Raw genomic sequence first — 21,864 nt, forward strand, 5'->3', positions numbered from 1 at the left:
TTATTCAAATTACTTTTTAAATGTATTTTCAAATACCGCCTGATCTGCAGGATTTTCAAAAGCGCGCTTAGGCACAATGACCACCGTGCGGTTTTTCATTTCCAGCATATAGGTCAATTTGCCTGCAGCAAATTTTGCTACATCAGCATAACTAAACACGTTTGTACGGCCATTGGCATGCAGTTCACCGTGATCCTGATACAGATCAATCCCCTGCTCACTTTTACCAAATTGATATTTTACAAATTGACGCTTAAACATCATTGGCAAGAACCAATAGCGCATCAAAATCTGCATAATCAGGAAAAAGGCGCCCAGCCCAACGTAATAGCGGCCAACGCTGTCAAAACCTAAGGAAAAACCCCAGATAATCAGTGCAATACTAATGGCAGGTGTAATAAATCGGGAAAATTGCTTTTTGCCAAAGGTCGCAAGCGCAAAGCCATCCTGCGATTCTTCTAAATTTAAAAAATAACGCAGCGATAATGCAGGTTGAGTGTCAGACATACGCGTAGTAGCACATCATTGATATAAATTGAGCTAAATCTTACACCAAAATCCGCCATTTCCTTATTCTTTTTCCGTTGCCGTTTAACACATTTGAGCTATCTATTGCTCAGAAAATCAGCTACAAATGCAGCAAATAAAAAAATGCATAAACAGGATGTGATATGTGCAGAGCAATAAAAACAATATTGGCTTATTTGACTGTACTCAGCTTCTGCAGCCTAGGCATGACTTTAGAGGCCAGCTTTGTACAATGGAATCCGCAAATTCCCAGCAGCATTAGCCCATTTCAAAACAATCCGCAGCGCTTAGCCGCCTTTACCGGCAATAATATTGCTATTTATGCGCATCCTGCCCAGTCTATTTACCTGCCGACCATGAAAGCCAATTGGAAAGTGACAGGAAAATACTATAGCGCTGCCGTTGTTGTTCCCACCAATAGCAAAAATGTGGCGCGCTTACTGCAGAATTACACGAATTACGCAGGTTTATTTCCCACTTTAAAGCAAGCCAAAATCTTGGAGCAGCAAGGCAATCTGTCTAAAGTCAAATATTCCATTCATATTCCCACACCCATTCCAGTACTGAATTTCCGTGAATCGGTCACAATGCAGCATCAGCAAGACGGCAACAGCATCAGCACTTTAGTTCTGGATGCGCCTATTCCGTTTGGTTCTGGCAAATGGGAGTGGTTTGATCTGGGTGATAATCAAACACTGATCACCATTACCCAATGGGGCGACCTGAATCAGCCCAAAGGTTTTTTATTCAAGAAAATACTCGGCGCTTTGCCTGAAGCTAAACTCGGCATGCCTGCAGGCACCAATGGGTTCTTGCTTGAAGCCCTGCAGCGCCGCTTTAAAAGCAGTGCGGCCCAGTCCGCATCATCCGCTTTGCCCGCGACCAGCTTATCTTCAGAACAAATACAGCAAGTCACAGCGCTCAGCCAAAAATCACATGAACCCGTCAGCTTTATTTTGCCTGCGCAAAAAATTCAATATGCCAACAAATATGAAGTGATGCGTTTCAGCACCAGCTATCAATACTACACGCAAACGCCGGAGCAGCTGCAGCAATGGCTGGCAGCACCTGCATTTCAGAAGCTATTTCCCAATCAAATCAAAGCATTCACGATTAAAAAACTGAATCAGCGCCAATTGGATGCCGACTACCGCATTTCGGTGGGCTTAGGCGTGATTAATATTCCTTTCGATTTTAAAATGCGCTTCGATTATCCCAATGCCCAGCAAACACAGTTTTATGCCACAGGCGGCGATTTAAAATTAATGCGCGGCGCGATGTCTCTGAGCGCGCTTAAACAAGGCAGCCTGCTGAATATTACCAGCGCCATGAAAATAGATGACGATGCGCCCCTGCTGCTGCGGGCTATGCGCAGTATGCCCTATCACGAAATGCTGCCCGCAGTTGGCGGCAATACGGTCTTTGCATTAAAGGTAAAACAAAAAGCTGGATAACTGGATAACTGGATAACTGGATAACTGGATAACTGGATAACTGGATAACTGGATAACTGGATAACTGGATAACTGGATAACTGGATAACTTTAATATTTATTTTCGATAGCTCCAGTAAATTTCAGACACAAAAAAACCGCAGCATGTGCGGTTTTTCAGTCTTAATCAAGTTGGTGCGCTCAGAGAGATTCGAACTCCCGACCCCTTAGTTCGTAGCCAAGTGCTCTATCCAGCTGAGCTATGAGCGCGACGTCTTGATGGAGTGCATTATACGTGATTTATATTTTTTGTTAAGTACTTATTTTGATATTTCTAATCAAGCGGACAGTATTTAAACATATTGAGTATTGCTTGCTGTTTTAAGCATCAATTTCACTATTATTTGCCTTGATCCGCTGTATTAATAGCTTATTTATCTAAATCATCCCAGAGCCAAAGCCGCACTTTTCAATATTTGATTCAGATCAAATGCAAAGCTCACCTGCATTCAGCACATCGCTGTGTTAACAAGAATAGTCTTACTTATCCAAAAATTTATTGCAAAGCCGCTGAATTTCAGGCACAAAAAAACCGCAGCATGTGCGGTTAATTGTTCAAGTTGGTGCGCTCAGAGAGATTCGAACTCCCGACCCCTTAGTTCGTAGCCAAGTGCTCTATCCAGCTGAGCTATGAGCGCATTACTTGTGTGCCAATTCAGGCGATACGTTACATACAGTTTACTTATTGGTGCGCTCAGAGAGATTCGAACTCCCGACCCCTTAGTTCGTAGCCAAGTGCTCTATCCAGCTGAGCTATGAGCGCGACATAAGTAAAGTTGGCGGTGAGAGAGGGATTCGAACCCTCGATACAGTTACCCGTATGCGTCCTTAGCAGGGACGTGGTTTCAGCCACTCACCCATCTCACCGTAACGTGCCGCCATAATACAAACTTAACTGCAGTGGTGCAAGCAATGCCTATGGTTTTTTTTCATTTTTTTGTTCAATTAAATACTTTTTAAACGATTTCCCTGAACTTTGAGCATAAATAGAGAAAAAACACATATTTGCCGTCTATTAATTCAGCAATCGTCGTAAAATCTAAGCTTAAAACACAATATTGCAATCATTTACGTGCAGTCTGTGACTGCATGTCTTATGCTAAACCTAATCTTCTGACTTGAAGCCAAAGACATTATGAAAAATTGGGTCGATCCTGAAGCAAAAGCTGAAGCCGAACGTTACGAAAATCCAATTCCCAGCCGCAAGCTGATTTTGGAAACCATTGAACAGCGTGAAACTGCGCTGTCGCATGCTGATCTTGTCGAACTTTTTGAAATTGCCGATCAAAAAAGCATTGATGCCCTGAGCCATCGCTTAATTGCGATGGTGCGTGACGGACAGCTGATGAAAGACGGCTTTAAATTTCAGTTGGCTGAAGAGCAGCCGACCCATGAAGCAACGGTTTACATTAATAGTAAAGGTTTAGGGACAGCCAATATTTCAGGTCAAGATGATCTGCTGCTGCCTGAACGAGAGTTGCGTCAAGTCTTCAATGGCGACCGCGTCAAAGTCCGTAAAACCTCTGTCGACCGTAAAGGCAAAGCATGGGGCTTCATTACCGAAGTGCTGCAGCACCGTGTAAAAGAAATTATCGGCAAAGTGTCGGAGCATGAAGGTGAATACTTTATTCAGCCCTCCAATCCCAATGCCCATCAGCCCATTACTCTAGAAAAAGAGCTGATTGAGCATGCCAAAGTCAATTTGGGTGATTCCATCCGCGTGGCGATTGACACCTACCCAACCAAAGATGAATTTGCAGCTGGCCACATTGTGCAGTCGATGGCGGATAAAGCCGATACCGAAATTATTATTCCGCAAACCATCTTAGAATTTGGTTTGCCTTATGAGTTTCCAGAAGCGGTCACAAAAGAAGCCGAAAGCTTTAAAGAGCCTTCTGAAAAAGACCGCGAAGGCCGCATCGATTTACGCGACTTGCCTTTAGTCACGATTGATGGTGAAGATGCCCGCGACTTTGATGATGCAGTTTATGCAGAAAAACGTGCAGGCGGCGGATACCGTGTGGTAGTTGCCATTGCCGATGTCAGCCATTATGTTCGCGTGGGCAAGCCTTTGGATGATGAAGCGCAAGACCGCGGTACATCGGTATATTTCCCGCATTTTGTCCTGCCGATGCTGCCGGAAGCGCTCTCTAATGGCTTATGTTCTCTAAATCCGCACCTTGACCGTCTGTGTATGGTGTGCGATTTGAAACTCTCACGCGCTGGCCGTGTGACAAGTTTTGAATTCTACCCTTCAGTCATGCATTCCAAAGCGCGTCTGACCTATACCCAAGTTGCACAGTATTTTGACGGTGACAGCCAAGCAGTGCCTGAAGACCGCGATGTGCGTAAGTCACTGAATACGCTGTTCCAGCTGTATCAAGTGCTGAAAGGCTTGCGTGCAGAACGTCATGCCATGGAATTTGAAACTGTTGAAACCTACATGACTTTTGATGAACTGGGCGGAATTAAAGAAATTCTGCCGCGTTCACGCAATGAAGCGCATAAGCTGATTGAAGAGTGCATGCTGCTGGCCAATGTCGCTGCTGCGGAATATGCATTGAAAAATGAAATTCCAATGCTGTACCGTGTGCATGAGCCGCCAGAGTTTTCACGCATTCAAAAAGTCCGTGATTTTGTCAAGCTGCTGGGCATGAATTTCCCAGAACAGCCTACACAGGCAGATTATCAAGCCGTTATTGAAGCAACCAAAGACCGCATTGATGCGCCAAGCATTCATGCAGTGCTATTGCGTTCAATGATGCAGGCCTATTACGGCGCCAACAATGCAGGCCACTTTGGCTTGGCCTATGAAGCGTATACGCACTTTACCTCGCCAATCCGCCGCTACCCAGATTTACTGCTGCACCGTGCGATTAAAGCGCAGCTGCAGAAAAAGCCTTATCCACTGTCTGGCGCATCGCTGGATGATGCCGGCCAGCATTTCTCTGCGACTGAACGCCGTGCAGATGAAGCATCGCGCTCCGTGACTGCATGGCTAAAATGCCATTATATGAAGCAGCATTTGGGCGAAGAATTTGTCGGCACCATTTCAGCTGTAGCTGAATTTGGCTTATTCGTGACCTTAAAAGACTTGTATGTAGACGGCATGGTGCATGTCAGCCAATTAGGCGATGACTTCTTTGTCTTTGACCAAGCAAGCCAAAGCTTAGTCGGTCAAAATCACGGCCAGACGTTCAGCTTAGGTGATGAAGTCAAAGTAAAAGTCGCTGCGGTTAATCTTGAAGAGCGCAAAATTGACTTTGAACTGCTGCAGCAGCTGACACATGCAGGCCGCGCAGTGCGCAGCCGCGCTCCGCGTGTGGCGAAGCCTGTACAGCGTGAAGCGAAGGATGAGGTTTACGCTGAGCGTGAAAAAAGCAAAAGCAGCGAAGATGGAGAACGTCCCAATCGAAAGAAAAAGTCAAAATCCAGCCCCAGCGCCTACGGTGCAAAGTCTACTAAAAAACCTGCAGCAAAATCTGAAGCAAAGGCTAAAGATAAGCTAAAGAAAAAAGCCAAACTGAAAAAGAAAAAGGCGAATGCAAAAGCCAAGACTGAGTAATTGCTATCACCTTTAAAAGAGCGCTTCGGCGCTCTTTTTTTGTCGCGGCAATAAATTCCAGCCCCAATCAATATCGATAAACCTAAACATAGGCTCCTTCTACGTTTAATTTGTACCTTTCCCTTGATTTCCTAGCCTTTCAGCCTTACATCTACAGATAACATAGGAAATTTACGGCATTACAATCATGACATTAGAAAAGGCAACACTGCCTGTTCCCCAGTTTGATCAAATCACATTAGAAAAGCTGAAAATACAAATTGAACAAGCCATTGCTCAAGGTGAAGCATTCCTTAAAGCATTGACTGCTGTCCCTGATAGCATTCAGGCCCAGCTGCATACTCTAGAAACAGTAGATACACTCGAAAATAATATGAGTGAATCCTGGGGCGTGCTGTCACATCTAAATGCCGTCATGAACAATGCAGAGACGCGTGAAGTGCATCAAGCGCTTTTGCCAGCGCTCAGTGAATACTACACAGCGCTTGGCCAGCACGCTGCACTGTATCAAACTTATCAGCAGGTGCATGACAACAGTATTTTCAGCACCCTGCCAGCAGCACAGCAAAGCGCCGTTAAACTCGCACTGCGTGACTTTAAATTGTCTGGCGTTGCCTTAGAAGGCGAAACCAAAAAGCGCTATGCGGAGATTTCTTCACGCTTATCTCAATTGTCTTCTGACTTTTCCAATCATGTTTTAGATGCAACACAAGCCTATTTCAAACCTTTGAATGAAGAACAGCTCGCGGGCTTACCGCAAAGCAGCATCGACCTGTTAAAACAATACGGCCAGCAGCGCGAATTGCAGCAGCCTGTTGCCACCTTAGACATTCCGTCGTATTTGGCCATTCTGACCTATGCAGCCGACCGTGAACTGCGTGAAGAACTGTATAAAGCCTATACTACCAAAGCGTCTGAATTGGGCGGACATCCTGAATTTGACAACACAGCAGTGATGGAAGAAATTTTAAGCCTGCGTCAGGAAATGGCTCAGCTGCTTGGTTTCAATAACTATGCAGAATTGTCACTGGCCAGCAAAATGGCGCCCGATGTAGAGACTGTCAGCCAATTCCTTGTAGATTTGGCAGAACATGCACGCGCCCCAGCAGAACAAGAAATTGCAGAATTGAAAGCGATTGCCGCGGCAGATGGCATCAATGAATTGCAGCCATGGGATACAGGCTACTACAGCGAAAAGCTGAAAATGCAGCAGTTCAATCTATCTCAAGAAGCTTTAAAACCGTATTTTCCAGCACCCAAAATCCTGCAAGGCCTGTTCAGCATTGTAAACCGCTTATATGGCATCAATATTGTGGAACGTGAAGCGCCTGTGTGGCATTCAGATGCCCGCTATTTCGAACTAGAAGATCAAGGCACAGTCGTCGGCGGTTTTTACTTTGACCTGTATGCGCGCAGTGGAAAACGCGGCGGCGCATGGATGAGCGGCTTCCGTTCACGCATGCAGACAGCCAGCGGCCTGCAAAAACCGATTTGCTATATGGTCTGCAACTTTACTCCGCCTGTGGGCGATCAGCCTGCACTGCTCACACACGATGAAGTCAACACCCTGTTCCATGAGTTTGGCCATGGCTTGCACCATATGCTGACCGAAGTCGATAACATTGCCGTAGCTGGAACGCATGGCGTAGCTTGGGATGCAGTAGAACTTCCGAGCCAGTTTATGGAATTTTGGACTTGGGATAAAGACAGCCTTGACCTCTTGAGTGAGCATATTGAAAGCAAGCAGCCGTTGCCGAATGATCTGCTCAAAGCGCTGCTGGATGCGCGCCATTTCCAATCCGGCATGCAAAGCCTGCGTCAAATTGAATTTGCCTTGTTTGATTTGAATATTCACAAGAAAACACCCGCTTTAAATGCCCTTCAGATTCAAGCGGAACTGAATGATATTCGTGAAAAATATGCGGTAGCGCCAAATGTCAGCTACAACCGTTTCCAGCATGGCTTCAGCCATATTTTCGCAGGCGGCTATGCTGCAGGCTATTATTCTTACAAATGGGCAGAAGTTTTAGCGAGCGATGCCTTCGACCGTTTTGAAAAGGAAGGCATCTTCAATACACAGACAGGAAAAGAGTTTCGGCAGTTTATTCTAGCAGTTGGCGGAAAAGATACAGCGCTTGACGCATTTATCAATTTCCGCGGACGCGAGCCAAAAATAGATGCGTTACTTCGTCATCAAGGTTGGACGAACCCCTCAAAAAACGTCTAAACTAGGAGCCTTAGTTTGATTTAGGGTAAGTATGATGACCATAAAACGCCGTTTCATTGCTGGTGCAAAATGTCCAAAATGTCAGGCGTTAGATCGAGTTGTTATGCTGACCTCAGGTGACGATGAGTGGATTGAATGCATCGACTGCGGTTATAGTGAAAACCGCCCGACGCATGTGGAAGAGCCGGAAGTTCCAGCTGTGCCAGATGATATCGGTGTCATTCAGTTCAAGCCGCGTCAGCAGAAATAACGCCAAGGCTTTTATATGACTGAAGATCAAAGACGCAACCCCAAAATTATGGTTGGGATTGCTGGGGGACTCATTGCTGTTATTGCACTGTTCTTAGTTTATCAGTGGATGATTGCATCCAATGCTGAGAATTCTGCACAGCCTCAGGCTGAACCCGTACCTGTTCAGGCGGCCGCGCCAGCAGAAACAGCGGCTCCGCCTGCAGCGCCGTCGGAAGCATCTACCTCAGTTGCGCCCAAATTGGTCGAAGACAATATTATTGATACGCCAGTTCCTGAGGAGTCTTCTTTGGCTAAAGAAGAAATTGCGAAGCTCGATGACATTCAAACACAGTTGAATGAACAGGAAAATACGCTGAAAGCGCAGCATGCAGACGCTGATCAGTTGATTAAACTGAAAGAAGAGCAAATTAAAACGCTCGAAGCGCAAATGGCGGCACAGCAATAAGGTTTTAAATTCAAAATAGGCTAGAATATCCACAGATTTCTAGCCTATTTTTTTTCGTATGCAGCCTGCTTCAGACCAGATTCATCTCCCCAAAGCGATCGCCTTTCTCACCTTGTCTGCACTGCTGTTTTCGATTATGGGTGTTTGCATCCGTCTGGCATCGCATACGGTAGATAATGCAACCATCGTGTTTTTCCGCAATTTTGTTGGCCTTTTCATTTTCTTGCCGTTCATTTTCCAAAAAGGCACAGCTTTTTTTAAAACAGATAAGCTTTGGATGCATACTTGGCGCGCCATTGTCGGCTTAGTGGCAATGTACGGCTTTTTCTATGCGATAGCTCACCTGAAGCTCTCCAATGCCATGGTGTTCACCTACTCTTCCCCCATCTTTATTCCCTTGATTGCCTGGCTATTTTTAAAAGAAAAAATTACCCGCTCAATGCTGCTGGCAGCCGGCATCGGACTTATTGGGGTGCTCTGTGTCGCTAAACCGGATGCAGGTTTATTTAATCTACTGTCTGCCATTGGCTTAGGCGCAAGCTTTTTAGCCGCCATGGTTTTTGTCACGGTTCGCGCCTTAACATCGAGCGAACCGCCTGAACGCATTGTGTTTTATTTCTGCTTTTTTGGCACACTGATTTCAATGATCCCTATGTTCTGGTCATGGCGGATCTTTACATGGTCCGAACTAGGACTGCTCATCAGTGCAGGCGTACTGGCGAATATCAGCCAACTGTTCATGTCCAATGCCTACAAACTTGCTCCTGCAGGGCAAATTGGCCCAGTCAACTATATTGCGATTATTTTTGCGGGCACATGGGGCTATCTGATGTGGCATGAAATTCCAGATACTTACAGCCTTATTGGCTTTAGCTTTATTTTAGGCGCCATCCTGCTATGCAGCCCGATGCTGCAAAAGCGTTTAAATGGCTAAACACCAAAGCGGTATCCTGCATAAAAAAAGCGCCCGGAGGCGCTTTTCATGTTTAGATCAGAGCTTAATGGTACCAGCCGAACATTTTAAAAATATACGGCGCGTAGGTCACAACCAGCAGCGATGGGAACAGAACCAAAATTGGCAGAATCCAGCGCTCATAACGGTAGTAGAAGTTGGTATACATTTCCTTCGCTTCTGCATCTGCCGCACGGACTTCTTCGTCCCCCACCGATAAACGCGTCAGCAAGTGATTCAGCGCAACTGGCGGCGACACATAGCCCAACTCGAATGCAACCAATACGATCATCCAGAAATGAATTGGATGTATGCCGTTTTCGTAAGCCACTGGCGCAATCGTTGCCGCGACAAGAATAACCGCGCCAAATGGATCTGTGGTCATACCGACAATTGCCAGCAGCAAAGCAATAAATGCCAAGGAAATATAAATATTGCCCAAATGCGTCGGCAGCAATTCCACCACTTCCGTGCGCTCAATTAAGCCGCCCACACTCGCTGACAATGCCATCAGGATAATCAGCGCGCCAATATGGCCGACAGTTTCAGAAGAAGCGAACCAAATTGAACTGCCAAATCCGCGGCGGTTTGCGCCATGCCCGCCATGACTGCGCATAAACTCAGAGCTGGCTTCGTGCTGCAGCGTAATGGCAGCATGCCTATCAATCGGCTCTTTGCTGAAACGGTCTGCAAACCAGCGGTCAAACAAAATATAGACAATCAGCAGAATCGGCAGAATCACTGGCGCTGTGAATTCATCCATTTTGGTGTCTAGGCCATACTGGTAAAAAGCAATCACAATGAATGTCAGAACAATATAGGGAATGACTGGAATAAATGCTTTCAGCATGCCCGGCACAGCCACTTTCGGTGAATTCACGCGGAAGCGCGTTTCTGCCAAAAACAGTGAAATCCCTAAGAAAATAAATGCAGTGAGCCAGAAGACATAAATACCGTGGTCGAACAGCTCATCAGAAGTGACATGGCGGCTGTCCAACATCGAGATCAAAATAATCAACAAACATGGGCGGATCACCACACCTAAAGAGCCAGACATCGCAGACACAGCCAAAGCAAACTGGCGGCGCGAGCCTGAGTTCCACACTTCCTTATAGATAATGGCGCCAGCAGCAACAACGAAGATACCCGATGCACCTGTGTACGCCGTCGGTATGGCAGCTGCGATCAAAATCAGCCAAGTCAGCGTTTCAGGCGCCAGATTCCAAGGGCGCAGAATTCCTAGGAATAAATCCATAATGCGCGTTTGCGTCAGCAGCATACCCGCCCAGATAAACAGCGCCAAGTTCAAGAAGATGCCTGAGAACTCAACCAGCTGTCCAAGGTAGATCCCTTGCCCCATTGGATAATCCATGAAGAAGGTAAATGCCACGCCCGTAATGATCGCCATATACGCATACAAGGGTACGCTCAGCAGCGCCAGTCCAATATTGCCAGATCCTTCCTGTTTGACTGCCGGCGTTCTGAAAAACTGCACAATACTGATCAGCATGACAATACTGAACAAGGCCAGCCATAGCCAGTAGACCGCCAATGTTTCAGTGGTCGACTTCACTCCGGAATTCAATACAGAGTTAAATTGGCTGTAAACAGAATAGGTCAGCAGTCCATTACCAATCGCCATGAACAGCGCATAAACCCGAAAGTCCAGCTTACTGGTTGGCGCGCGCAGGCCAATATGGTGAAATTTGACAGATGCTGTGATTGCGGAGAATAAGACCATCACCAGCAGAATCAGCACTCGGTTTTCAGAACCGAATTTAAAGATGCCGAAGAAGGTTGTTTCTACTGTACGGTAAGTCCGGATACTCGGATGATCATCCAAATATTTTTTGGCTTTATCGTAGAACTGGAATTTTTCTTCACATTGCTGCACGCCTGCCATCACTGAGGCGCGAACATCGGCTTCAGAGGACGTCCCGAAAATATCGGAAAATTCATCATTGGCATTCTGTTTCATTTGTGTCTGCACCAGCGCATCTACATTGGGATGGCGGTCACATTCAGGCTTGGCAGGTTCTGCACGCAGGAAGGAATATTGCATGCCTATCGCTTCATTGCCGTACAGGCGTTCACCTGTCCGCAAAAGCTGGCCATGAATCATCTCACCCGTGCCAATAATGAGCGTCAGCAGCAATAAAATTAAAACTACGAAGGTCGAAATCCACTCGTTCCATATGTAACTTAACAGACCTAGCCCGGATCTGCTGTGTTCATTATTTTGCATGAGTTGTCCTATTTTTATTTTTGGATACAACACTCTTAACAGCGCCGCATCCTTGTCCTATCGGCTGGAAAAGATCCTTTCTTCTCGCCTCTTACATTCTTATTCCTAGCAATTTGCATTACTTTCATGTTTTTGAACATGACAATATGTATTTTCTTTTTGGTTTTAAATGTCAACTTAGTCAAATAACATAAGAAAACATACAATAATTTATACACTTAAAATTTTATTGCTGCACATAGTGCCCTGCACAATAATCAATCAGCAAATACAGCCCTGCTGCGCCAATCCCCCAAATCACCCCCAGCAAATGCGCTTCGACCAGTACTGGGCTACCAATCAGCTGCGCTGTGCCCATGCTGCCGACTGTATTCTCCCAAATCAGTTTGGATAAAATCAGAAACAGCACCAGGGCTGCAAAATTGCGCTCCCGCTTATACATTAAATGCACGCAGGCAACAGCGGTATATATGCCGTGCAAAACGCCAGACAACCCCGCATAGGCCTCAATATCCGGTAAAAAATAATAAAAACTGAGACTGATTAAAGGCGGCAGAACCAGCAATAACGCTGTGAAATGCCATATGGATGCGCGGGGAAAAATGAATGGCAGGCACATAAAGGCCAGCATATTTAAAAAATAATGAATCCAGCCGACATGCACCCAATGCCCTGTCCATAACCGCCATGGCTCCGCGAATAAAACAGGATGCAGATAAAAAAAGGATTCTTTGTACACTTGCAGGCAAGCGCATATGGAGAAAACTGCAGCTAAAAAAACGATTTTTCGAATCAGATAGTGATCTTTCATACGCACTCCCTGTGTGCGGCCCGATGCTGCATGCCTAAATCAAATCCTCAAGCATGCAGCAGCACGGGTTTATTCACTCTTTCCGTCAAATAGCTCATCCAGATCAGATGAATTGCTGGACTCATCCCAGAACTGCTCCATACCGTCATCTGCGGTGCGCACGCCTGTATGTTCGGTCCAGTAGCGGTCAGAAATACCTTTCACCATGGATGCCGCCATGCTGTCAATTAACTTGAATTGCGGATTCACGGGCTTTTCTTCGCTGCGCGCTTGAGCAAAGGTTCTTAAAGCATCACGGATTTTGGCATCATCCCCGCTGGCTTGCGCTGCGACGGCATACATGGCATGAGACAGACGTACCCCTTTTTTCTCACCAATTTGCGTAGACTGCTTCAGCGTTTGATATGGATCTGGCTTACCGTCTCCAGCGCCTGGCAGCAGGGTCCAAATGACGGCACGGGTCGCCTCAGGAGCGCCCCAGAATTTTTCATTGTTCAGGCAGGTCATGCCGCGTTCTACAACAGCAGCAATGTCTTTTGGCACATTGACTGCACCGCCTGAATTAATATCATTGGTCATGGCTTGCAGGCCGCTGAGCATGCCAAGCAAGTACACGGTCTGCTCAATATCACTGTTCATTTTCGGGCAGCTTTCACCTAAGCCTTTTTTATATTTCTTTTCATAGCGGCTTTGGAACAGCTGGTAGCCTGCATATTGGCGCTCAGAAGCTAAAGCGGCCCAGCGTTTCTGTTCAATGCGGGCATCTTGAGCCTCAGACACTTGGTTGGCTTTAGATGCGCGTAAATAGCGCAGCTCTGCATCCAACGCTTTTTGCTCGGCGCAAATGCCGGCAGCTGAATACATCAGCACGGCTACACGGGTCGGATCTGCCCCCATATCTTTGGTCGCCATAATGGCTGGGGTTAAAGATGTTCCTGAGTTGCACACCATTTCAGCATCTTCCATCGCTAAAATTGGCGGCACAATATGGTTCTCTGTAAATCCTAGCGCGACATTAGCGCCTGTTTTCACAACTTGCGAACATCCGCTTAATAATGTTGTTGTTATTGCTATTGCTGCCACACCTTGGCATATTTTTTGGACGCTCGACATTTTCCTGTCCTCTATAATTGTGTTTATGTCCATGCTGACAAACATATCAGAAGCAATTTCTGAATTAAAGAGCATTTACTCTATTTTCAGTCTGAACTTTGCCATGTATTTGAACAGGTGAAATTGACTGTATTTGAGGAATTGCCAAATTTTGGGCAAAAAAAAGCAGCATTGCGACGGTTCGGCACATGCTGCTTATTAACTGGGTAAGTGTGCAAACACTTAGTGATTCTGTGCAATTTTTTCCTTCAGCACTGTTCCTAGCCGTCCTACAACAATCGCTAAAATGATTGCTGCTACCAGAAACATCCAAGTTGGGTAATCCATCTCGATCTCCGCTTGCTGTTGGTAGAGTTAATGTACCGAAAAGATTTTATCCGCTGCTTAAATATTGTCTAACAATCGATACTTTTTGCCAATAATAATGATTTTTGTCTGACAAAGGATTTAGTAATACACCCTATCCATTTGTTTATTATTATTTTTATAATTTTACTTTTATTTGAAGTGTTAGACAATCAGATCATTTTTGCCAACACTTTAAACGATTTCCATTGCCGGAACGGCATTTGATCGCACCAGACAATGATCGGCTTGGTCCGCGCATGCTGGAAATACACCACAATATACGCCTGATGATCAATGATGTGGCTGATTTGCACTCGGTGCTTTGCGCCCGATGCAGACAGCGTCCATTCTTTGCCGTCTAAATAATCCAAACTGCTGATCTGCGGTTTTTTTCGATAAAACAGCGCATAGATGATACAGCCCAAACAGAAGAAAACACCCCAAAGCGCTAAAGGCAGCAGCGCATACAAGACTGCCATCAGCACAGCAAATACACATAAATGGAACATTAATGCTAAATAACTGTGCTTTAGCTGAAAACTGCTCTTATCCATGTACGTAGTGCTTTAACTTCTGGATAAAAGTCTTTAATTCAGGACGCGGCGGTTCGCTAACTTCCATAAACCAATCCAGCAGATCAGGATCTTCCTGCTCTACCAGCTCTGCAAACATTTGTTTTTCAGCAGCATCTGCCTGTAAATAATAATTTTTTACATAGGGATCAAAATATACATCAATTTCTTTTAAACCGCGGCGTGCGCGATAGACCACCTTGCGTTCTTCTAAAGTGATTTCGTCACTCATTGCATACCCCAATTATTTTAAATCTCACACATTTTACCCGATCCTGAGCCTGCATTGTTAGCCTCTATAAGGCAAATTGGCGAAATCCTTCAGCAATTCTGCGCGTTTTGAACGTTCAGCTCATTGCTGCGTTCTTGAACATCTTATAATTTAACAATATATCTATAATAACCAAGGAAGATCACCATGCAGTCAGGCGCGATTCGCCCTATTCCCAATATGCTGCCGCGTAAATTATTTAATCAGGAACATGACGCATTCCGCGAAACTGTACGCAAATTTTATGAAAAAGAAGTCGTACCCAATATTGCGAAATATGAAACACAGCAGCATGTAGACCGTAATTTATGGAATAAGGCTGGAGAATTGGGCTTACTTTGCAGCACCATGCCTGAAGCCTATGGCGGCTATGGGGTAGACCGCTTATACAGCATGATTCTGATTGAAGAACAAGCCTATGCCATGGACTCAGCAACCGGTTTTTCTCTGCATTCAGATATTGTCGCAAATTACATCAACAACTTTGGCAATGAACAGCAAAAACAGCATTGGCTGCCCAAAATGGCATCCGGCGAAGCGGTCACCGCCATTGCCATGACCGAACCAGGTACAGGCTCCGACCTGCAAGCTGTGCGCACCACTGCTGTGTTAGAGGGTGATGATTATGTGATTAACGGCTCTAAAATTTTCATTACCAATGGCTATCTATGCGATATGGCGATTGTGGTCTGTAAAACAGGCAATAATGAAAAAGGCTCTGCGAATTTATCCCTGATCATTGTAGAGGCTGACCGTGCAGGGTTTAGCAAAGGGAAACCGCTGAATAAAATTGGCATGAAAGGCCAAGATACCTGCGAATTATTTTTCGACAATGTCCGTGTTCCGAAAGAAAATCTTTTGGGCATGGAAGGTATGGGCTTTATGATGCTGATGAAAGAGCTGGCTTGGGAGCGCATGCTGGTCGCCATTATCTGCCAAGCGGGTGCAGAAGCCGCTTTTGCGCATACCGTGCAATACACCAAAGACCGCAAGGCTTTTGGTAAAAGTGTAGCCAGTTTTCAAAATACCCGCTTCAAGCTGGCGGAACTGCGCACAGAAATTGATTTCTGCCGCTGCTACCTTGACCGCTGTATGGAGCTGCAGCTGAGTGACAGTTTGGGCATTGATGCCGCCGCCGCAGCCAAGTATAAAATTTCAGACATGTTTTCAAAAGTGGTCGATGAATGCCTTCAGCTGCATGGCGGTTATGGCTATATGCTGGAATACCCTATTGCCCGTGCTTATATCGATAACCGTGCAAACCGTATTTATGCCGGCACCAATGAAATTATGAAAGAACTGATTTCTCGAAGTTTATAAAACTGCCGCTTTAAATTCTAAAAGCCTTCATTCGAAGGCTTTTTTTACATCACAATTATCGCAGATGTGCTAAAAACTCAGCAATGTGCTGAAGAACCAATTCAGGATTTTCTTTATGCGGCATGTGGTGCAATCCAGCCAAAATATGCAGTTCAGATTTGCCATGTGTTTGCTCAGAAAAAGCCCGTGCTTGCGATTCCGTTGCATATTCATCCAGCTCACCATGCAAGACTAAATTCGGACATTTAACACGAGATAGCTGCTCGCTGAGATTCCATGCTGCAAATTGAGAATCGCACCACGTTTCAGTCCAAGCATCGAGTACCCACTGCGCTTTAGCCCCATGATATTTCTCTAAACGCGCCAATTGACCGGGTGCTTTAAACGCTTCTTTCGCCTCGCGTATCCCCAGCACAGTGAGATCTTCCAGCATAGACTGCGCCGAAATAGTCACCAGCCCTTTACATGTTGCATAATCCGCTGCGATACAAGCAGACATGCCGCCACCCACACTATGCCCCATAACAATAAATTGATCGATCGCCAATAATTCAAACACAGCCGCAAACACGGTTTGAGACTCTTGCGCAATGAAATCCAAAGATGGCAGCTAAGTCAACGCAGAAGATTGGCCAAAACCAGCACGGTCATATGCGTGAACAGTACGGCCCGTTGCCTGCGCCAGCTGTTCTGGGAAATCCCGCCACAAATCCACACTGCCTAATGAATCATGCAGCAAAATGATGGGCGCCTGCTCAGCATGCGGCAGAATCCAAGATTTTAAATAAATATCGCCATAAGCTGTATGCAACACAGAAGACTCAATCCTTAATGTCATCATATTTCCCTAATCAAAGCGATGTTCAATAGCACAAACATTCTGACAAATTCGAAGCATAAATACCTGACCTGCAGGGTCATATATTTTAATTCTATAAATAAAAAAGGGAGCCGAAGCTCCCTTAAAAAAGAATCAAGATTAAGACGCTAGTCGAGGCTTAGCAGCAGCCTTAGAAGACTTTTTTTTGAATTTCAAAATTGCATCCTCAAAACTGGCCTTTTTCAGATTTTTACGGTCAGCCAAATAGTTATTGGTTACATGCCAAGGACCGCTTCTGCCCTGCTTTGGCATAACATCGGCAGCACGTGCAATATAGCCTGAACTTAAGCTGCCCATTACCGTGTCTTGCTCAATTTGTGTCGCATCACCTTCAGCAAGCACTTCATCATATTGATTTGCATCCATATGGTTCAGCAAGCGGCAAATATATTCTGAAGCAATATCCACTTTGAGCGTCCAAGATGCATTGATGTAGCCAATAATCATTGCCATATTTGGAACATCACTCACCATAATGCCTTGATACAGCATATGCTTGGAAGTATTTAATGGCTTACCATCTACCGTACCTTGAATGCCGCCAAGAATTTGAATATTCAGACCTGTTGCAGAGACAATAATATCTGCTTCTAAATGCTTGCCTGATTTCAGCTGAATTCCATTTTCAGTAAAACGTTCAATTTGATCTGTTTCAACACTGGCGCGGCCTTCACGCAGAATCTTAAATAAATCGCCATCTGGCACTACACAAAGACGCTGATCCCATGGATTGTAGCTAGGCGTAAAATGCTTCATATCCACTTTACCTTTCAGCTGCATTTCTATGGATTTAAGCAGAAATTTACGCAGCAATTTCGGCTGTTTTTGCGCCACAGCATAAACCGCGCGCTGTACACCAATGTTGCGTGCACGCGTTAATTTATAAGCAACATCTTCAGGAAGCACTTTACGCATCTTATCGTAAATCATATCTACAGATGGAATCGATGCAATGTAGGTTGGCGAACGCTGCAGCATGGTCACATGCCCTGCCCCGCCCTTAGCTAATGCGGGCACCAGAGTAATCGCCGTTGCGCCACTGCCAATAATGACTACTTTCTTGCCGCTGTAGTCTAAATTTTCAGGCCAATGCTGAGGGTGAATAAATTGACCCTTAAATTCTGACTGATTTGAAAATTCAGGCTGGAAACCTTGATCATAATTATAATAGCCAGTACAGCCCACAACGAAATTCGCTAGCCATGTTTCTTGTTCTTGTCTGCTGTTCTCGATGACAACCTGCCATTTACGGCTTTTAGAATCATAATTTGCTGAAAGTACACGATGCTGAAAATGAATTTTACTCTTAAGCTGGAACTCATCGACCACCTCAGCTAAATAGCCTTTAATAGATGCACCGTCAGCCAATACGCTGGCTTTTTGCCAAGGCTTAAAGTTAAAGCCAAAAGTCGACATATCCGAATCAGAACGGATACCCGGATATTTAAATAAATCCCAAGTCCCGCCAAAACTTTCGCGGCGTTCAATAATCTCAAAAGATCTTTGCGGACAATTTTTAGAAAGATGAGCCGCAATACCAATACCCGATATGCCGGCGCCTACAATAAGAATATCAACGTTCTTTTCCATGTTGTTCTTTTAACCTGCTTCAAATTCATGAAATTATTAAAACACAAATTTGACAATACACAATGTCAAGTTTGCATTAATCAGATCAAAATTCTTGTCATCTGAGGACAATTTCTTAAATTGTCTAACAATCAGGCATTAAAAAAGGCTGGTTTTTCAACCAGCCTTTTAGAACAACAAATGTCATTCTTGAGCGAAATTAGTTAACTTCGCGATCTACAAGCTCAACGTAAGCCATCGGCGCAGCATCACCTGCACGGAAGCCCGCTTTAAGAACACGTAGATAACCGCCGTTACGTTCTTTGTAACGAGGGCCAAGAACGGTAAATAATTTACCGACAGTTGCTGCTGAACGAGTACGAGCAAACGCTAAACGGCGGTTTGCTACAGAATCGACTTTAGCTAAAGTGATTAAAGGCTCAGCTACACGACGCAACTCTTTTGCTTTAGGCACAGTTGTTTTAATCAACTCGTGCTCGAACAAAGAGTTAGCCATGTTTTGGAACATCGCTTTACGATGACTGCTTGTACGGCCTAATTTCACACCACTATTACGATGACGCATGGTGATAGTCCTACTTAATTAACGGCTGCGGTAGGCAAAGCGGTCGTCCATGCGTAAACTAGCTGGTGGCCAGTTCTCTAAACGCATGCCGAGCTGCAAGCCCTTCGAAGCTAGAACATCTTTAATCTCAGTCAACGATTTTTTACCTAGGTTAGGAGTTTTTAACAACTCAACTTCAGTACGCTGAACAAGATCGCCAATGTAGTAAATATTTTCTGCTTTCAAACAGTTAGCAGAACGAACAGTAAGCTCTAGATCATCTACTGGACGAAGCAAGATTGGGTCAACTTCTTCACGAGGTTCTTGAGCAACTGGCGCTTGATCTTTCTGAAGGTCAACGAAGATCGCAATTTGCTGCTGCAAAATAGTAGCAGCTTTGCGGATCGCTTCTTCAGGATCTACAGTACCGTTTGTTTCAAGATCAATGACCAATTTGTCAAGGTCAGTACGCTGTTCAACACGAGCATTTTCAACTGTGTAAGAAACGCGTTTGATTGGGCTGTAAGACGCATCCAACTGCAGGCGGCCCACTGGGCGAGTTTCGCCCTCTGGGAAGCGTGAGTCAGAAGTCTCATAGCCGCGGCCTTGAGCAACTTTCAGGCGCATCTTAAGATTGCCTGAAGCACTTAACGTGCCGATCACATGTTCAGGGTTAACCACTTCAACATTATGCGGTAAACGAAGGTCAGCGGCAGTTACATCGCCAGGACCTTGTTTTTCCAATGTCAAATAAGCTTCATTTTGATCGAACAGCTTAATAGACAATCCTTTCAGGTTCAGCAAGAGCTCGACGATGTCCTGCTGCAAGCCTTCCAAAGTACTGTACTCGTGCTCGACACCTTCAATTTCAACTTCAACCACGGCAGCGCCAGGTAAAGAAGAAAGTAGGATGCGACGTAAAGCATTACCTAGAGTATGACCAAAGCCACGCTCTAAAGGTTCTAGAATAACTTTTGCCGAGGTCCCGCTTGCCGCTTCGACTTTAATCGCTTGCGGTGTTAGAAACTCATTTGCAGTACGCGTCATTATTGCTACCTCAAGGATTATTTAGAATACAATTCTACAATCAAGCTTTCGTTGATTTCAGCAGGTAAATCAGAACGATCTGGTGCAGCTTTAAATGTACCTTCCAATTTAGAATGGTCAATTTCCATCCAAGAAGGAATCCCACGTTGAGCAGCTAATTCAATAGCGTTTTTGATACGCAATTGTTGTTTAGCGCCTTCGTGAACTGCAATCACGTCACCAGCTTTAACTTGGATAGACGCGATGTTAACGCGACGGCCATTTAAAGTGATAGAACGGTGAGATACAAGCTGACGAGCTTCTGCACGTGTAGAACCAAAACCCATGCGATAAACAACGTTATCTAGGCGGCTTTCAAGCAATTTCAACAGGTTCTCACCAGTTGCGCCTTTAACACGAGCAGCTTCTTTATAGTAGTTACTAAATTGACGTTCTAAAACACCGTACATACGACGTACTTTTTGTTTTTCACGTAATTGTAGTGAATACTCAGATTGTTTACCACCACGAGCTCCGCCGTGTTGGCCAGGAGCTTTAGCAGCTTTTTTAGTTTTGACGTCAAATGGTTTAACGCCAGATTTTAATTGCAGGTCTGTCCCTTCGCGGCGAGAGAGTTTGCATTTTGGACCAATATAACGAGCCATGAATGTTTCTCCTTACACGCGACGTTTTTTAGGTGGACGGCAACCGTTGTGCGGGATTGGCGTCACATCGGTAATGCTGTTAATTTTATAACCCACTGCACCTAAAGCACGAACCGCAGATTCACGACCTGGACCAGGACCTTTTACAAGGACGTCCAAGTTTTTCAAACCGTAGTCTAAAGCAGCTTTACCAGCAACTTCAGCAGCTACCTGAGCAGCAAACGGAGTTGATTTACGTGATCCACGGAAGCCTTGTCCACCAGAGGTAGCCCAAGCCAGTGCATTACCTTGACGATCGGTAATAGTCACAATGGTGTTATTAAAAGAAGCGTGAATGTGTGCAACACCTTCAGAGACGGTACGAGTGACCTTCTTGCGTGTGCGAGTATCTTTAGCCATCTTTTAGCTTCCAGAAATCTTATTTCTTAATTGGTTTGCGCGGACCTTTACGGGTACGTGCGTTAGTTTTGGTGCGTTGACCGCGGACAGGCAAGCTGCGACGATGACGAAGACCGCGGTAGCAGCCTAAATCCATTAAACGTTTAATGTTCATGGAAATTTCGCGACGTAAGTCACCTTCGGTAGGAACCTTAGCAACTTCTGCACGAATCGCATCAAGCTGAGCGTCATCTAGTTCACGGATCTTAGTAGTAGTAGCGATACCTACAGCAGCTAAGATATTCTTAGCAGTGTGGCGGCCAACACCAAAGATGTACGTGAGAGAGATAACAGCATGCTTGTTATCCGGAATGTTTACACCGGCAATACGAGCCATTCAATTTTCTCCAAAAAGGCAGTTAAGACAATCAACCGCCCCACAAAAATCTTGAGGGGCGGATAATAACCTAATTAGCCTACTGAAATCAACAGGTCTTGATCAGATTAACCTTGACGCTGCTTATGACGAGGTTCTGCGCTGCAAATTACGCGAATAACCCCATTACGACGGATAACTTTACAGCTACCACAAATTTTCTTTACAGAAGCTTGTACTTTCATGATGAAACCTCTAAGTGC

At 45.2% G+C, this 21,864-nt stretch carries 20 protein-coding genes, 4 tRNA genes and 1 pseudogene; 7 read left to right on the plus strand and 18 right to left on the minus strand.

All coding sequences use genetic code 11. The features are described 5' to 3' along the window. Positions 1 to 9: 9 nt before the first annotated feature. Positions 10 to 507 (minus strand): YcxB family protein, encoded by a 498-nt coding sequence (locus tag B9T34_RS10115; RefSeq protein WP_086213031.1) that lies wholly within the window; start codon positions 505 to 507, stop codon positions 10 to 12. 164 nt (positions 508 to 671) lie between these two features. Here B9T34_RS10115 and B9T34_RS10120 point away from each other — a divergent pair, with 164 nt between their 5' ends. Continuing rightward, positions 672 to 1,982, plus strand: coding sequence for a hypothetical protein (locus B9T34_RS10120; RefSeq protein WP_086213032.1), 1,311 nt, complete (start codon positions 672 to 674; stop codon positions 1,980 to 1,982). Between the two features lie 172 nt (positions 1,983 to 2,154). Here the strand turns inward: B9T34_RS10120 and B9T34_RS10125 are convergent. The 4 genes from B9T34_RS10125 to B9T34_RS10140 all read right to left on the minus strand — a co-directional run bounded on the left by B9T34_RS10125 (position 2,155) and on the right by B9T34_RS10140 (position 2,888). Then, a tRNA-Arg gene (locus B9T34_RS10125) sits at positions 2,155 to 2,231 on the minus strand. A 351-nt stretch (positions 2,232 to 2,582) separates the two neighbouring features. Further along, a tRNA-Arg gene (locus tag B9T34_RS10130) sits at positions 2,583 to 2,659 on the minus strand. A 48-nt stretch (positions 2,660 to 2,707) separates the two neighbouring features. Further along, a tRNA-Arg gene (locus B9T34_RS10135) sits at positions 2,708 to 2,784 on the minus strand. A 14-nt stretch (positions 2,785 to 2,798) separates the two neighbouring features. Then, positions 2,799 to 2,888 (minus strand) — tRNA-Ser (locus B9T34_RS10140). 265 nt (positions 2,889 to 3,153) lie between these two features. Here B9T34_RS10140 and rnr point away from each other — a divergent pair. The 5 genes from rnr to B9T34_RS10165 all read left to right on the plus strand — a co-directional run bounded on the left by rnr (position 3,154) and on the right by B9T34_RS10165 (position 9,444). Further along, a complete protein-coding gene (gene rnr / locus B9T34_RS10145) occupies positions 3,154 to 5,586 on the plus strand; it encodes a ribonuclease R (RefSeq protein ID WP_213034161.1) in 2,433 nt (810 codons plus the stop codon). Positions 5,587 to 5,773: 187 nt separating this feature from the next. Further along, positions 5,774 to 7,813, plus strand: coding sequence for a M3 family metallopeptidase (locus tag B9T34_RS10150; RefSeq protein WP_086213034.1), 2,040 nt, complete (start codon positions 5,774 to 5,776; stop codon positions 7,811 to 7,813). A gap of 40 nt (positions 7,814 to 7,853) precedes the next feature. Then, positions 7,854 to 8,063, plus strand: a complete 210-nt coding sequence (locus B9T34_RS10155; protein ID WP_171265187.1) for a YheV family putative zinc ribbon protein — start codon at positions 7,854 to 7,856, stop codon at positions 8,061 to 8,063. A gap of 15 nt (positions 8,064 to 8,078) precedes the next feature. Continuing rightward, positions 8,079 to 8,510, plus strand: a complete 432-nt coding sequence (locus tag B9T34_RS10160; RefSeq protein WP_086213036.1) for a hypothetical protein — start codon at positions 8,079 to 8,081, stop codon at positions 8,508 to 8,510. A 58-nt stretch (positions 8,511 to 8,568) separates the two neighbouring features. Beyond that, a complete protein-coding gene (locus B9T34_RS10165; RefSeq protein WP_086213037.1) occupies positions 8,569 to 9,444 on the plus strand; it encodes a DMT family transporter in 876 nt (291 codons plus the stop codon). 64 nt (positions 9,445 to 9,508) lie between these two features. Here the strand turns inward: B9T34_RS10165 and B9T34_RS10170 are convergent, their stop codons facing one another. The 5 genes from B9T34_RS10170 to B9T34_RS10190 all read right to left on the minus strand — a co-directional run bounded on the left by B9T34_RS10170 (position 9,509) and on the right by B9T34_RS10190 (position 14,783). Then, complete coding sequence (locus tag B9T34_RS10170) at positions 9,509 to 11,707, minus strand: TRAP transporter large permease subunit (RefSeq protein ID WP_086213038.1); 2,199 nt, start codon at positions 11,705 to 11,707, stop codon at positions 9,509 to 9,511. Between the two features lie 226 nt (positions 11,708 to 11,933). Next, on the minus strand, positions 11,934 to 12,518 hold the full coding sequence (gene rrtA / locus B9T34_RS10175) for a rhombosortase (protein ID WP_086213039.1): 585 nt from the start codon (positions 12,516 to 12,518) through the stop codon (positions 11,934 to 11,936). Positions 12,519 to 12,587: 69 nt separating this feature from the next. Next, on the minus strand, positions 12,588 to 13,631 hold the full coding sequence (locus tag B9T34_RS10180) for a hypothetical protein (protein ID WP_086213040.1): 1,044 nt from the start codon (positions 13,629 to 13,631) through the stop codon (positions 12,588 to 12,590). Positions 13,632 to 14,149: 518 nt separating this feature from the next. Then, positions 14,150 to 14,533 carry a protein YgfX gene (locus tag B9T34_RS10185; RefSeq protein WP_086213041.1) on the minus strand — a complete coding sequence of 128 codons (384 nt, stop codon included), beginning with the start codon at positions 14,531 to 14,533 and terminating at the stop codon, positions 14,150 to 14,152. Further along, complete coding sequence (locus B9T34_RS10190) at positions 14,526 to 14,783, minus strand: succinate dehydrogenase assembly factor 2 (protein ID WP_086213042.1); 258 nt, start codon at positions 14,781 to 14,783, stop codon at positions 14,526 to 14,528. Before B9T34_RS10190 ends, B9T34_RS10185 begins: the two co-directional genes overlap by 8 nt. 186 nt (positions 14,784 to 14,969) lie before the next feature. Here B9T34_RS10190 and B9T34_RS10195 point away from each other — a divergent pair, with 186 nt between their 5' ends. Further along, positions 14,970 to 16,142 carry an acyl-CoA dehydrogenase family protein gene (locus B9T34_RS10195; RefSeq protein ID WP_086213043.1) on the plus strand — a complete coding sequence of 391 codons (1,173 nt, stop codon included), beginning with the start codon at positions 14,970 to 14,972 and terminating at the stop codon, positions 16,140 to 16,142. 55 nt (positions 16,143 to 16,197) lie between these two features. Here B9T34_RS10195 and B9T34_RS18740 read toward each other — a convergent pair. The 8 genes and pseudogenes from B9T34_RS18740 to rpmJ all read right to left on the minus strand — a co-directional run bounded on the left by B9T34_RS18740 (position 16,198) and on the right by rpmJ (position 21,846). Further along, positions 16,198 to 16,983 (minus strand): annotated as a pseudogene (locus B9T34_RS18740) (alpha/beta fold hydrolase). 138 nt (positions 16,984 to 17,121) lie between these two features. Continuing rightward, on the minus strand, positions 17,122 to 18,612 hold the full coding sequence (locus B9T34_RS10205) for a flavin-containing monooxygenase (protein ID WP_086213044.1): 1,491 nt from the start codon (positions 18,610 to 18,612) through the stop codon (positions 17,122 to 17,124). 199 nt (positions 18,613 to 18,811) lie between these two features. Continuing rightward, a complete protein-coding gene (gene rplQ / locus B9T34_RS10210) occupies positions 18,812 to 19,177 on the minus strand; it encodes a 50S ribosomal protein L17 (protein ID WP_005012953.1) in 366 nt (121 codons plus the stop codon). A gap of 18 nt (positions 19,178 to 19,195) precedes the next feature. Beyond that, positions 19,196 to 20,203 carry a DNA-directed RNA polymerase subunit alpha gene (locus B9T34_RS10215; RefSeq protein ID WP_086213045.1) on the minus strand — a complete coding sequence of 336 codons (1,008 nt, stop codon included), beginning with the start codon at positions 20,201 to 20,203 and terminating at the stop codon, positions 19,196 to 19,198. 17 nt (positions 20,204 to 20,220) lie between these two features. Continuing rightward, positions 20,221 to 20,847: a 30S ribosomal protein S4 gene (gene rpsD, locus B9T34_RS10220; RefSeq protein WP_086213046.1), complete on the minus strand. Its 627-nt coding sequence runs from the start codon at positions 20,845 to 20,847 to the stop codon at positions 20,221 to 20,223. Positions 20,848 to 20,859: 12 nt separating this feature from the next. Then, a complete protein-coding gene (gene rpsK, locus B9T34_RS10225) occupies positions 20,860 to 21,246 on the minus strand; it encodes a 30S ribosomal protein S11 (RefSeq protein ID WP_001040166.1) in 387 nt (128 codons plus the stop codon). A gap of 19 nt (positions 21,247 to 21,265) precedes the next feature. Next, on the minus strand, positions 21,266 to 21,622 hold the full coding sequence (rpsM, locus tag B9T34_RS10230) for a 30S ribosomal protein S13 (RefSeq protein ID WP_086189595.1): 357 nt from the start codon (positions 21,620 to 21,622) through the stop codon (positions 21,266 to 21,268). Between the two features lie 107 nt (positions 21,623 to 21,729). Continuing rightward, on the minus strand, positions 21,730 to 21,846 hold the full coding sequence (gene rpmJ, locus B9T34_RS10235) for a 50S ribosomal protein L36 (RefSeq protein WP_000867907.1): 117 nt from the start codon (positions 21,844 to 21,846) through the stop codon (positions 21,730 to 21,732). Positions 21,847 to 21,864: the final 18 nt, after the last annotated feature.

Origin of the sequence: Acinetobacter sp. ANC 3813 (genome assembly GCF_002135435.1) — a bacterium.
Classification (GTDB): domain Bacteria; phylum Pseudomonadota; class Gammaproteobacteria; order Pseudomonadales; family Moraxellaceae; genus Acinetobacter.